12 protein-coding genes are annotated in these 13,508 nt (G+C 47.7%); 1 reads left to right on the forward strand and 11 read right to left on the reverse strand.

The window, feature by feature from the left end; all coding sequences use genetic code 11:
• Window positions 1-124 precede the first annotated feature (124 nt).
• Window positions 125-970, forward strand: a complete 846-nt coding sequence (locus AB4Z30_RS22060; RefSeq protein WP_441929605.1) for a MerR family transcriptional regulator — start codon at window positions 125-127, stop codon at window positions 968-970.
• Between the two features lie 313 nt (window positions 971-1,283).
• Here the strand turns inward: AB4Z30_RS22060 and AB4Z30_RS22065 are convergent, their stop codons facing one another.
• The 11 genes from AB4Z30_RS22065 to AB4Z30_RS22115 all read right to left on the reverse strand — a co-directional run bounded on the left by AB4Z30_RS22065 (window position 1,284) and on the right by AB4Z30_RS22115 (window position 13,252).
• Window positions 1,284-1,862 carry a DUF4256 domain-containing protein gene (locus tag AB4Z30_RS22065; RefSeq protein ID WP_441929606.1) on the reverse strand — a complete coding sequence of 193 codons (579 nt, stop codon included), beginning with the start codon at window positions 1,860-1,862 and terminating at the stop codon, window positions 1,284-1,286.
• A 91-nt stretch (window positions 1,863-1,953) separates the two neighbouring features.
• Window positions 1,954-3,306 (reverse strand): glycosyltransferase, encoded by a 1,353-nt coding sequence (locus AB4Z30_RS22070; RefSeq protein WP_441929607.1) that lies wholly within the window; start codon window positions 3,304-3,306, stop codon window positions 1,954-1,956.
• Entirely contained in the window at window positions 3,269-4,666 is a 1,398-nt protein-coding gene (locus AB4Z30_RS22075) for a glycosyltransferase family 2 protein (protein WP_441929608.1), read from the reverse strand. The genes AB4Z30_RS22070 and AB4Z30_RS22075 overlap by 38 nt, the downstream gene beginning before the upstream one ends.
• Complete coding sequence (locus AB4Z30_RS22080; RefSeq protein WP_441929609.1) at window positions 4,663-5,670, reverse strand: glycosyltransferase; 1,008 nt, start codon at window positions 5,668-5,670, stop codon at window positions 4,663-4,665. The genes AB4Z30_RS22075 and AB4Z30_RS22080 overlap by 4 nt, the downstream gene beginning before the upstream one ends.
• Before the next feature lie 31 nt (window positions 5,671-5,701).
• Window positions 5,702-7,411 carry an ATP-binding cassette domain-containing protein gene (locus AB4Z30_RS22085; protein WP_441929610.1) on the reverse strand — a complete coding sequence of 570 codons (1,710 nt, stop codon included), beginning with the start codon at window positions 7,409-7,411 and terminating at the stop codon, window positions 5,702-5,704.
• Window positions 7,411-9,267 carry an ATP-binding cassette domain-containing protein gene (locus tag AB4Z30_RS22090; RefSeq protein ID WP_441929611.1) on the reverse strand — a complete coding sequence of 619 codons (1,857 nt, stop codon included), beginning with the start codon at window positions 9,265-9,267 and terminating at the stop codon, window positions 7,411-7,413. The genes AB4Z30_RS22085 and AB4Z30_RS22090 overlap by 1 nt, the downstream gene beginning before the upstream one ends.
• A complete protein-coding gene (locus tag AB4Z30_RS22095; RefSeq protein ID WP_441929612.1) occupies window positions 9,264-10,559 on the reverse strand; it encodes a hypothetical protein in 1,296 nt (431 codons plus the stop codon). The genes AB4Z30_RS22090 and AB4Z30_RS22095 overlap by 4 nt, the downstream gene beginning before the upstream one ends.
• 90 nt (window positions 10,560-10,649) lie before the next feature.
• Entirely contained in the window at window positions 10,650-10,892 is a 243-nt protein-coding gene (locus AB4Z30_RS22100) for a 4Fe-4S dicluster domain-containing protein (RefSeq protein WP_441929613.1), read from the reverse strand.
• Window positions 10,880-11,656 (reverse strand): S24/S26 family peptidase, encoded by a 777-nt coding sequence (locus AB4Z30_RS22105; protein WP_441929614.1) that lies wholly within the window; start codon window positions 11,654-11,656, stop codon window positions 10,880-10,882. The genes AB4Z30_RS22100 and AB4Z30_RS22105 overlap by 13 nt, the downstream gene beginning before the upstream one ends.
• Window positions 11,626-11,922, reverse strand: a complete 297-nt coding sequence (locus AB4Z30_RS22110) for a PqqD family peptide modification chaperone (protein WP_441929615.1) — start codon at window positions 11,920-11,922, stop codon at window positions 11,626-11,628. Before AB4Z30_RS22110 ends, AB4Z30_RS22105 begins: the two co-directional genes overlap by 31 nt.
• On the reverse strand, window positions 11,894-13,252 hold the full coding sequence (locus AB4Z30_RS22115; protein WP_441929616.1) for a radical SAM protein: 1,359 nt from the start codon (window positions 13,250-13,252) through the stop codon (window positions 11,894-11,896). The genes AB4Z30_RS22110 and AB4Z30_RS22115 overlap by 29 nt, the downstream gene beginning before the upstream one ends.
• Window positions 13,253-13,508: the final 256 nt, after the last annotated feature.

Raw genomic sequence — 13,508 nt, forward strand, 5'->3', positions numbered from 1 at the left:
TCTCCTCATCTAAAATAAACACCCTGATCTGCGATCTAAAGGTAGATCGGCGGTCAGAACAGCTGTATTATAAACTGTATAGTAACTATACAGTCAATCCATTATTTTCGACCTGGAGGTACTTATGCATCCCAATGAAATGTTGTCCATTAGCGCCTTTTCCAAGCTGTCCGAGGTTTCGCGAAAAACCCTCATTTACTACGACCGCATCGGTCTGTTCAAACCTGCTTATGTGGCGGATAACGGTTATCGCTTTTACAGTCACAGCCAGTTTGAAACGATCGGCGTTATTCATATTTTCAAAGAGCTGGGCATGTCCCTGGAGGAAATTCAGCAGCATCTCGGTGAGCGTTCTCCAGATACCACTCTTCAACTCTTGCGTAAACAGGAAGAAAATCTGCAGCTGCAGATTGCCAAACTGACTCAGGCAAAACAAATGATTATTCAGCGTGCGGAAAATATAGAGCAATCCATGCACCTGAACACCAGCCAAATGCACGTCATCTGGCAACCTGAAACCCCTTTGTTGCTGAGCCGCCGCATCTACTCATCCAAAAAGGAGTTTCCTGAGGAACTATGGGAGGATTTTCGAGTGCGTTTGAACAAGGAACATGCACCACTCGGCTATCCCGGCGGAGTCATCATCCCCAAAGCGGATCTGCTACGCAAGGATGGAGATATGATCTCTCATATGTACAGCTATATGACCACAGAGCATCATGAACAGGCGTATATGCCCGAGGGATTCTATCTAGTGTCTTATGCCAGAGCCGACTATGGAGATACCGAGAAGTTTTTTCCGCAAATCTTTGATTATATAGAGAAGAAACAATATGTCATTAAGGGGGATGCCTACGAAGATTACATGCAGGATGAGATTGTGTTGCAGCATGCGGAGGATTATCTGGTTCGGGTTATGGTGCATATTGAGGAGCCAAATGAAAAAGGAGATCTATATAAGTTGAACTAAAGATTTTACACGGCCCACTCCGATGACAGAATAACCTGGAGAGTAGCGGTTATCCCCAGATTTTTTGGATTCCCTTTTCCAAAGGGGAAAATCCGGTGATAAAGGCGAAGCGTATGCTTCCGATGCTAGCTTTCTTTCAGAAAGCTTTTAGCTCCGCTTTTTCAGGTTTTTTCTGTCCTCTCCGTTATTGTGTAAAAGAATAGTTCAACTTATATAGCTTAACTCACTTAACTTGGCTTAATTTAATTTAAAATGAGGAACCATTCGCACCCTGCCGAATCGTTCCTCTCTATTAGTCCAATTTAGATTCCATTTACACCCTTAACAAACCGCGGAAACCTCTTGCCGCATAATAAGACTCCGCACCATTATGGTACATAAAGACGGTATCGTAACGACGGTCGCAAAAAATAGCTCCACCCCGCTGTCTTATATGTTCAGGTGTCACCACCCAGCTGGATGTTTTCAGGTCAAAGCTTCCTAGCTGCTGCAGCTCCCGATACTGGGTTTCATTCAAAAGCTCAATGCCCATCTCGATGCACATCTGAACCGCGCTGTGCTTGGGCTTGTTCTCTTTGCGAGCATCCAGTGCGGCCTGATCATAACATACACTGCGGCGACCCTTGGGACTCTCTGCTGAACAGTCTATAAAGATATATTCACCTGTCTCACTATCCAACTCCACAACATCCGGTTCGCCGCCGGTTTTCTCCATCTCGTGCAGTGACCATAGTTTGTCCGGGTGTGCTTCCATTTTAGCCTCTACGTTAGCCCACTCCAGATTGGGATGACGACTCATATTCTTTTCAAAACGGGTCTTTAATGCCTTGAACAATTCATCACGTTGTTCCGGTGACAGTTCTTTTTCATTTTCAATGGAGTTCGTTGTCATCCTCATTCTCCCCCGGTTCATCATCGGAATTTGTATTACACTAATCTTACTGATTGTATTGAAAATAAAAACGAAAAACAACCTGTCCCGTTCACAGGTTGTTTACCTCGGCATCCAGCTGCTGAGCCAGACGAGTTATGCCAAACACCGCTGTCTTGCTCGTACGCCCAAGTAACTCAGAATGAAATCCGGTTGGCAGCTGTTCCCCCACAATAGGAAGATTTTCGAGCTGTACACCCGCTGTATCCAGCAGATACACTCGTTTAGCAATCCGCAGCATCTCATCCAGAAACACGATTAACAGTGTAAGCGGAATGACCTTCCAGATATCTGTAACGATTGCCGTTTCGTACGTATCTTCCTCACAAAAATTGACAAACCCTGCTTTGTAGGCCGTATGAACGTCCGGTCTCTCTGTACGAATAATCTCGGTATTCTTCTGATTGCATGCAAATACATCGGTGATATTCAACCTGTCTGCAAACGCGGGAGTGATATACCCGACAGCCAAATGTCTGCCTTCTTCCCGCAAACCAAGCAGGGCCCGATCAATGTCTTTGTAATCTTGCGGCAGATGTTGATCCGCAACATTAAACTGTGCAAGCAACATTTCATAAACAAAGTTTTGATTCACATAGGACAGCTCCACGGGAAGCTCCTGATGTAGCTTCACAAAATGCAAATGATTCTTTCGGCTAGTCATCTCTACCGGATTAAACTGCTCATGTGGCAAATGTAACGCACGGAGTGAAGGGTCTGCCCGGAAATGCAACCCTGCCTTCCAGAGGCGGTAACCTAGCTCCAGATCCTCGTGTCCCCAGCCATGGAACGACTCATCGAATCCGCCCACCTGTCTCAGCAAACTGGTCTCCACCGAAACCATGCTTGTCCAAAACATCGTCCATGGAGCAGAACTGCGATCCAGATCATTTTCATAAAAATCAAACTGCAATTGTCTGGAGTCAGGATAAGCCTTCAGCATCGGATTCCGCAAACAGGCCTCAGGATGCTCCGAGGAAGCGATGGATTGCAAGTATTTGGCGAGCGGTTGCTCGTGATCCTTTTGATTCATGCCATGAACTGTGCCGAGTCCAACCGTATGTTCGTGACATTGATGAAATTGAATGACATTAAGAATCATATCCGCACCGATCAGTACGCCGGTATCCAGATATACACATATCTCATGTTTAGCCAGATGCAGCCCCATGTTCCGTGCTGTCCCTGCCCGAAACCCCAAATCCTTCTGGTAACAGTATCTCAGATCCAGATCGTCTTCAAAGGAACAGGCGACATCCTTCGTATGATCACTTGACCCGTCATCACATACAATGACCTCGAATAAGGATGTGTCCGCCTCCTGATGCTTCAGGCATACAAGCGTGCGCTCCAGCAAATCGGAGTGATTATATGTAGGAATGATGACGGTGACTCCTTGGGTCATCTAACATGCCTCCTTCCTGAACTTGAACCATTCCACGGTCTGTGCACGTAACCAGTTTCATATTTCGATCCACGACATCCACAATGTTGTATTCGATGTCTCTGCCCCGTTTTTTCAAAGAAGTGAGGGTTGCTAGCAGAGGAAGAATTTCCGTTCTTGGACTTAAGCAATAACATACAGACGAGGTTCTCAACGCTTCCATGAGAAGATGGGGAATCATCTCCGCTCTGTACATCGTCCACACTGGAGTGATGATACAGCCATCGAAAGACAATGTATCAAACGGCATGCAGCTCCCGGCAAGCCTGTAGACCTTTTTTCCAGAGACATTCATCAGCCCTTCGCTCACCTCTCTGGGGTCGATCAGTGTACTCACTTGCGATAACGCAAACAGCTCGGCATCATAACCTATCATTAAAAAATGAGTACCATAGCTTGAAGTGACCGTCTGTATAACCTTCTGCATCACATGGGTCAGTGCATCCTCCTGAACGAGGGTGTCGGTTATGGCTACGGCTGTGCTTGCCGTGGTGGTTGTAGCTGTCACTGAATCCTTCTTCCAGTCATGCAGCTTGAGAAGGAATAATTCAATCTCCATTCCAGGATATTTTCGCAAAAACATTCTGGCATTCACCGCCTGATCTCGCATTCGCTGCGCCTCATCCACCTCATGTGGCACATGTACAGCCCAAGCCGACCGGCTTAAATGGAGTGTATATCCTGATTGCACAAGTCTGTATCCGACCTCGATATCCTCAATGCCCCAGCCTTTGAACCTGTGCTCAAATCCGCCTGCGCGCTGCAATGCTATTCGGGAAACAGAGATATTTCCTGACCAGAATACAGCCCAAGGCCACTGCAGCTGCATCAGCTGATCCTGCACCGACTCATAATATTTCTCACGCTCGTCTGGCATGTGTCCGGATTCATGTTCGAACCATCTCATAAAAGCTTCAAGCTCCAGCTTCCCCTCATAATTCAGCTCTTCCCGGTGCATGCCCTTCTTCCCATAAATATAACCAATCACGACATCATGCCCGGAACACTGCATTGCCATATGTTCACCAACAAAATCAGCACACACAATCGTATCTGCATCCAAAAAAATAACCACATCCTCCGCGGATTCGCGAATCGCCCTGTTTCGTTTGGCGGATACCGTTGTATGTGCCGGAGTGTCGATATAATGAATACGCAGCTTGTCTTCAAAGGCATCCCTGAACGGTTCAAAAGAAATCGTTCCTCCTTGATCCACTAGCCAGACGGAAAAGTCTGAGTAATGCTGACCGGCAAGCGCTTGCAAAGTAAGATGCAACACATCCGGTTTGCCGTATACCGGGATAATGACCGTAACGTTCATAACAGCTTCTCCGCAAGCTGAAGTGAAAAGCTTTCCAGAACGCAAGAGGTCAGATGATCCAATGCTGTACCATCGTAAGCATAGGTTTGAAGCTGTGTCTTTCCACGTAAAATCTCACTGGCATACGTAGAAATAAGGCCTTGATCCATCTCTGACTCCTCTAGCCACCGGATATAACCTCTTTCTGCCATTTGCCTAGCATACACAATGTTGTAGGGGTTCACTTCTTCCCGCCGGGGAACTGCGATAGCGGGTACACCCAGCGAAGCCAATTCCCACAACGTGGTATGACCCCCTCTGCACACCACCAGGGAGCTATCCCTCACTTCGTCCATAAAAGAGCCCGGGTCAGCAATAAACTGTGTCGTTTCATCCCCGAGCCGCTGCAATGATCTGGTCAATGTGCCGCTGTACACCAGCTTGATATAGTCCGTTTCCCCCTTCAGATCCGCTATCGCTTTTTTGAAAAAGGGAACGTCCGCAATCGTCGCTGATCCTGACGTTATGATGATTTTATTCTCCCTGACCTCTGTCCTTTCAGGCACCTCGACCACTGGACCCACAAAATGCAGCTTCTCCCGAATCGAATCCGATGCAGGGAACATCCAGTGTTCCTGCTGATCCACAATCGCGATGCGATCCGCCATTTGCAGATAATCAAGCGTCTCTTGTTCATCTTCCATCCAATTGGTGATGAAGCAGGTAGGGATGCCCAAACTTCGGGCGAGCGGTAATACAATTAGTTCTTCATCTACCACGATGCCGTCTGGTTTTGTGCGGCGTATTAAATCCAGCAACTTCAGAATTCGCTCGGCGCCACTGCCAGCAGATGGCAGTTCGAGATCAATCAGATGACCTGAATACGCCCTCTGTACATATTGAAATCCGGAGGAATAAGACGCAATAATGACCTCATGATTTAACTGAATAAGCCGCTGGGCAACAAGCACATCGCGCTTCGCATGTCCAAATCCGTTTCCACGTGAGACAACGAGTATCTTCATTGATATTTCCCCTTTCCCTGGCTTTCGTCTATCATCCGGCGGATGCGGTCATTCCCTGCTTCCTCAGCAAAGCCACCTGTGCACCGTACATCTCCCGAAATACGCCATCTTCCTCCAGCAGTCTGAGCGGTACACCTTCTTGCACAATCTGTCCATCCGCCATCACATAGACCCTGTCACAATGCATAACTGTGCTGACTCGATGCGCAATCAGCAGAGCAGCTTTACCCTGAGCTGCAAATTGTTTGACACTCCGAACGACACTTTCTTCCATCACCGGATCCATTGCAGCTGTAGGTTCATCCAGAATCAGCATCGTCTGGGTATTAGCCATCGCCCGTGCAACTGCCACACGTTGCCATTGTCCGCCCGACAGCTCCGTTCCGTCTGTATATCCTGCACCCAGTCGTTTGCCTCCACTTCGCTCGGTGATATCCTGTACAAGCTGCTGCGCAGCCTCACTCCACTCCCGATGAAGCCCAACATTTTGCTGAATACTCAGCGGTAATCGGGCAAAGTCAGCATAAGCAACAGAGATTGTACGTAGTCTGTCCGTATGCAAGCTCGGTTTTCCATCCATCCAAATCTGGCCTTCGGAAGGCTCAAGCAAGCCACAGATCAGATTGCACAATGTTGTTTTACCAACCCCATTCTCCCCCACCAGCCCGACGAGCTCTCCAGTACGAAAATGCATCGTCACATCCGTCAGCACAGGTTTGCTGCTATTGGGATAGGAGAATCCAACTCCATTCAGTTCGATTTCTTTGTCAGCTTCCTTGGCAGTGGTCTCGACGTGATCTGCCGTATCCGTGGCTAGAAAACGAGAGAGATTGGATGCGGTGAGTAATTCACTGGTAAACATACGCAGCTCCAGTACAAATGCATTGGCTTTGCCAAGCAATTCATCAATCAGTTGAAAGGCGATGATTAAACCGCCGATAGAAGAACTGGCTGTCAGAATGGATACCATATAGGCCGCAGAGATGAGAAGAAGCTGACCGATCTGCATCACTCCTGATGTCTTTTGAGAAGTAAGGAGAAAGGATTGATGGGTCTTGCTGATGTCAGTAAATGTATTTCTCCAAAGACTCACAATGTGTGGGGAGTATCCAAAAAACTTGCGTTCCTTACCCAGTTGAAAATCCATGACGGTGCTGCGGTAATAATTTTCGCGGATACGCTGCCCTGACAGCTGATTCTCCACGTTAAACATCTGACGCCCCAACTTGTATTGTTTGAATACAACAAAAGCAAAGGTCACCATCATCACCAGACACCCGATTTTCGTGACAAACCACAGCGCTGTACCCAAGCTGATCAGAGTAACTGCGGCACTAAGAACATCCAGCGCAAGTGTGAGAACGCGATGTCCACGATCCAGACCGTTCGCTGCCTTCTCCGCAGATTCGGAGAACGAGGCATCGAGAAGTTTCTGGTAGGGCACTTTATTGTATTGATCGATATACAGCTCTTTGGCGGCTCGCCCCAAGTGAACACGTAATCCCTCCAGCGCAATGCCGTATAACGAATCCATCAATTTCTCTCCGATGGTTGCCGCTGCAAACCAGGCCATCAGCATAATCATGCGATCGAGATCCACCCCGGTAATCACCTGCTGAACGGCATATCCGAATAGAAAAATGCGAACGGCTGGCAATATGCCTTTGAACAGGGTCACAGAGAGAGCAAATGCAATCCACGGTAACAGCTTTCGTTTGTTCTTTACCTTGGTCAACCACATTAGGCCACGTCCCCTCCTTCCTCTTCCTTCATCGTCTCCATAAAAGAAGAAGAAGCTTTCCACATCGCTTGATAAGGTTGGCTTCTTTCAAGCAGTCCGTCATGCGTTCCATAGTCCCGGATTTCCCCTTGATCCATCAGGAGAACCGTATCGGCAAAAGCACAACCTACCAAACGGTGAACAACGAATAACACGGTGTACCCCTCTAACCGGTTAATAATAGACTCCAGAATGCTTAATTCGTTACTCGGGTCAAGTTTGGACGTCGGTTCATCCATAATGATGACTGAGCCTGCCCGATAAATAGCCCGGAACATACTTCTGGCTAACGCTAGCCTTTGCCACTGCCCTTCTGAAAGATCGGCTCCTCCGACTTCCGGCCACAGTTCGGTTTGCAACCCTTGTGGCAGCGTGTTTACAAATTGGGCATTGGTCAGCTTCAACGCTTCCATCATGCCATCGGTATGCTCCTTACGAGTGATGTCACCCAGATACACATTCTCGGCAGCGGATAGCTTATAACGTCCGTAGTCTTGCAAGCAGAAGCCACCTACATCCTCCGACGCTACGGAACCCTGATCCGGCTTCAATAGCCCCGCAAGCATCAGCATCAAGGTGCTTTTGCCTGAGCCGTTAGCGCCAACGATCGCCACCTTGGCTCCGCGTTCCACATCGAAGTTGATATTTTTCAGTACATCCTGTTCTCCGTCATAACTGAACGTTAATTGGCGAACAGATATTGCATAGGTAGAATGGATATCATTATTTGTGCAGTTAACTGCGCCTGTGACTGTGACTGTATCCATCCCCGCATCTGGAGTTGTGTCTGCACTTCTGGCAACAGCTGTGTTTGCAAAAGTCCCCTTAACCGGGTCTGCAGTCTTGTTCGGCTGTTCCTCTGCAGGCTGCTCAATCAACTCCGCCAAAAATATTTTCCGTCCTAGCCAGTGCTTGCCTTGAGTGAGCACCAGACCCAGCAACTGTTCCAGATGCAGTCCTCCGATAAGCAATGCCGCGACTTCGCCCGGATGCAAGGTACCTTGCCAAAGTTTCCATAGCCCCACCAGCAATACAATGGTTGTCACAACCCCACTGCCGAGTTGACCTGCCAGCCTGTAAAATCCGGTCTTGACCATTTGTCTGATCGTTAACCGTGCGATTCGAATCTGCTCTGCCTGCCATTTACCTTTCACCCAACTGGATATACCAAAAATACGCATTTCTTTGGCAGATTTAAACGTGGTCAGCAAGTCCAGAAACGTTCCCTCAAGCCTCGTTGTTTCCGAGATGCTCTGCAGAAAATCCGATTCAGTAGCTGCTGCCTTTTTCATGAGCCACACATTAAGCACCGTTCCAGCGAGAATCAGCAGTGGCGCCCACCATGCTACTACTAGCAAAATCCATGTCAGGGAGAATCCCGTTATAATGACCTGGAGTAAAGCCGTCAACCCGTCCAGTCCACCGTGATAGATCGAGTTGACGGATTCCGAAGTGCTTGATATTCGGTTTCGCGTTGTCGCCTGGAGCAACTCATTCTCTGTTCTGCGATTCACGTTGTCAAATAAACGGATAGATAGATTGTGATAGACGTGATCTTTTACTTTTCTAAGAAAATAAGGCTGTATCACGTTGAGCAGAATCGCAATCGTGCCAGCCCCAGCAATAATACCTATGTAAGCTAAAGAGGCATTGCGGTCGCCGTTAGCCAGTTGATTGACTGAATGCTTGATCGCCCATACCATGAAACCAGGCCACACGCCGAGTGCAAAAATAAGTGCTAACAATGCCCATATGGCCCGATCTCCTGCCCGGACGATCATCCACATCTGGGCAAACCCGGCATGTACACGGCTCATAATATTCTCCTTCCCGAGGCAGAATCCACGAAAGCAATCGGTGTATGAATCTGTGACAATACAGAAGTCTCGATGTAATAACCTGGTTCGGTACGAACGGAAGGGCACAATAAAACAAATTTCCAAGAGGCATCTGCATCCTGATCAATGAGTAGACAGAGGGTATCTGTCGTATCGAATTGCTTCTGACCTGTCGTATGGTCATACGTTACAGCTGCTTCATGATGACTATGCTGGATATGATGCCTGGAGCAGATCTCTGCAGCACCTTCTGCATTCCATGGTAAGACCAGAAACAGATACGCCCTCCCCAGTTCACCTTCGTCCTCTGACTCTGATTCTGCAATATCATAATAATCCGCAATCCATCTGGTGTTTGCCAAAAGATTGTACTGATCCTTTATGGAGACTCGAACCTTTTTCTGGATCGTATGTACAACCGTCATAGGGATCTCATGCCGCACCTCTTCCAGATGCGGAGGCGGCCAGTGGGCATTCAGACTGCGAACATATTGAACCAGATGATCCCCAAACCCCAGCTTGCCATCATATTGCGAGAGTGCCCACTGGTAGACTAATTTGTCTTCTTCATGAAAAACCAAATCGATATTCGTGCTGAAAAAGTGATCCACCTCAATCAAAATGATCGCCGAAACCAGATTAATCAGATATGGCTTCAAGCCTTCCTTTACTTCTCCATATTCGTCTTCGTGAGCAAGCAGCCATTCTTTAACGAGATAATGAATGCCACCTCGTGCGAAGAAAGAGACGTTCAGGTTAAAGTCCTCCCATAGATGAAGCGGTGGTGCGCCAAAGGCCAAATGGACGGAAGTGGACGTTGCTTTGCTAAGACTGGCTCCAAATCTCCCAATCTGCGGAGGAGGCATGGTGGATAACGGGTACAGCTTTAATTCAACAACCTCGGCAATGTCGAAATTTTGTATTAACGGTGCAATATATTCCCGAATGGCCTCACATTGTGAAGCCATATGATTTTCATACTCAGCCATAACTTCATCTGCTTTGTTATCGGCATATGCTGCTAATATACGCTTGACCAGTTTCACTTCAGGCCCAGTCTGCACGGCTAACATATCTTTCAGAAGCAAACTGCCCCAATATCGATAGACATTAGAACGGAGGCCCCGATTACGAATAAGATTCAAAAGCGCAGGCGGATAGCTTCGTTCCTGAGGAGCCGTCCATAACTTATCTTGTCTTAATTCATTAATGGCTCTACACATCTCCAATAACAGCGGATATTGCCCAACTCGTACACGAAATGTCGGCATCTCGTTCCGGCTTCCCTTCTTCCCTGGTACTACATGTCAACGCAAGGCTCTTCCTCCTTGCGCTGACACATGCAGGTTATGACGGCGTGACTACGTGAGAAAAAACGAACGATTTTCTTCAATGCTGCTTCTCCATTGCTTGGGCACGGCGCTTTCTGGAAAAATAGCTGCCACAGGGCAGGCCAGATCACACAAGCCACAATCGGTACATACCGATGGATTAATATAATATTGCTTGGCACCCGGAGATGTCTGAATGGCTTCTTCCGGGCAAGCCACGATACATTTCGCCAGCACTTCTCCTTCGCATGTGGCGGTAATTACCCATGACATACGGTTGTCCCCCTCATATGAAAACCTATAATCGCTGCAATGCTTAGTTCTGCATGTAGTGTATTCCAGTACTGGGTGGCTGTTCGGGCCACGAAATCGACATCACTCATGCCAATAATACCGGCAGATTCATCCGTCTCTCTCGCCACCTCATAACCTGCAAAGATCACGACCTTGCTAGCAGCATGCGGCAGCCGAGATAGATGCTGCCTTGCACCTTCATGAATGACAACGGATGTCCATCCCTTCTCCCGCATACTTATTAGCTGGCTGAACGGGTTTTCCGCAATGATGATATCTACACCAAAGGCTCGGGATAACGCTTCGCTGGATGAAGTACCCATGGCATCAGGATGAACCACAACTTTCATTTCAGATGATGACCCATGTGAATCAGCTAAGGTCAAGTGACGTTGATCGGGAATTTGATCCGGGTTCTGATTGAGCATTGGATCTTCCGGTATGTCCAGCCGTCCCAAAATATCATCTCGCCTTACAGGAGGATCAGACAAGTGATTGCGGTCACCTGCAGTAACAACGAAGTCATGTCCAAGACTGATAATACGATGAGCCAGAAAGCCGTTCATCTGGTCACGAACCAGCACAACATCGCCTTCTTTGATCTCCTCCAGCAAAGGATGAACAGCAACGTGTTGCCCCTGAACAAGAAGAGGATGCATGCAGTTGCCATCGATCACGATTGGGATAGACTTTCCTTGTTGCAATGCGTGAATCAGGAAATCCTGTCTGCGGGTACTAAGCATTCGTTCAGAACTCCCATTTTGGATAATGCCGTTACAAAATCCCGGATATCGTCCTCGACATGATCTTCTTCGCTAATATTAAATTTCAGTTTGATCTGCTGACCCATCTCCTCAAGAGATTGCGCAGAATCGGCAAGCATATTCCATACCGCTTTACTAACATCATCCTCCAAGACAAATACCTCGCCAGAATCCGAAAGAATGAATATTCCCTCTACATTCTCATCAAAAAAAACATCATCGGCTATTTGAAACCACTGGCTCATTCGTTTTACCTCCTGCCATTTTGAAATAAGCGACCATTTTTCTACGAATTCCACGTCTGATGCCTGAACAATCCTGCGAATCGGTTCCATCAACATCGCCTGTGGCTCCCCAATGGAATGCACGGCAACCTCCGCCGCAAGATTCCCTGAACGTACACTTCATGCACTCTGGCAACGTGTGTACTGTCCTGTTCCGTGAGCGTTCAAACACTTCCGACGTCTCCCATATTTCCCGAAGTGATTTCTCCCGAATCGACCCAGCGTGAAACATCGGAGAATGCATCAGCTTGCAGGGGAAAACGTTACCTTTCGCATCAATTGAAAACTCACTCGTGCCGTGACCGCAATGCCGTCTACGCTCATATTGCCTTACGTTCAAGGCATGGCAGTCTTCATGGGCATCTCCCATCTCGATATCCAACATCCGATCCGCGATGCGGCGGCGTTCACCAAAGTTCAGTCCTTGCATGCGGTCATCTCCGCGGCCAAGCGTTGCTAGCGGTACAATATTCAAGCGTACCGAACGCTCCGTCGCGAACTCCAGCATGGGATCAACCGAATCCCGGTTATGCTTGGTCACCGTTTGGTTGATTTTTAATTTGATTCCGGCTTCCAGGATCAAATCGATGGCTTTACGCGCTCGTTCCCACGTATTTATGCCACGGTTGGCTTCATGCTCCTCTTTATCGAGCGAGTCAAAGCTAATCGTAAACAAATCCACCAGTTTGGCAATTTCGTTGACCTTTTCACGGCTATTAATCAACGTGCCGTTACTGATTACATTGACTCGTAATCCAATTTCCTTACTGTAGGCCATAAGCTCCATAATATCTTTACGGATAAATGCCTCACCGCCTGTAAATACGATGGTACTGGTACCCAGTTCCTTGATCTGTCTGATCATGTCTTTGGCTTCTTCGGTGTTCATATCCCCATTCATCGAGCGCTCCGGGCTGCTGTCCGCGTAACAATAAATACAGCTCAGATTACATTTGTAGGTGGTTACAAAATAAACAGCGGTAGGCGGCACCTTGCCTATTCCCTGCTTCTGCATCACATCCAGCAAGTGATACTCGGCAGGTCTTTCTCCTTGATAGGCCACACGGTACATCAGCATTTTTCGAGCAACCTGTTTCACCTGCTGAGGGTTCAGACCGGATTCAATCAATTCTGCTACCGACTTCCTGTCATATATCAATTCCGACGCAATATCATACTCGCTTGGTGAGTACACAACCCAACAGTTGAGTTGAACGTTATGTACGACATAATGACCATCTTCGTAGTACACTGCGACATCCGGAATATGCAATCGTTCCTCTATTTGCATGAACAAGCCTCCAGTAATCAAGATAAGAGGCCGATAAACAGGCCTCTTTGTGTGTTCATGAAGAATAAATGATTAACATCCGTAACCGCCGCCCACTGAAAATGCACAGCCACAGCCGCAGCCTGCTGCAACAGCAATCGCTGCAGATTCCAATTTGCGGAAAGTTGGTTTTTTGTAATTCGTCATATTTTCTCACCTCCTCTCATATAACAACCAAAAGTAAGCGCTTGCATAAATAGAACGAAAAAGGTGTAGT

Source organism: Paenibacillus sp. 2TAF8, from assembly GCF_052114825.1.
In the GTDB taxonomy this organism is placed as follows: Bacteria; Bacillota; Bacilli; order Paenibacillales; family Paenibacillaceae; genus Paenibacillus.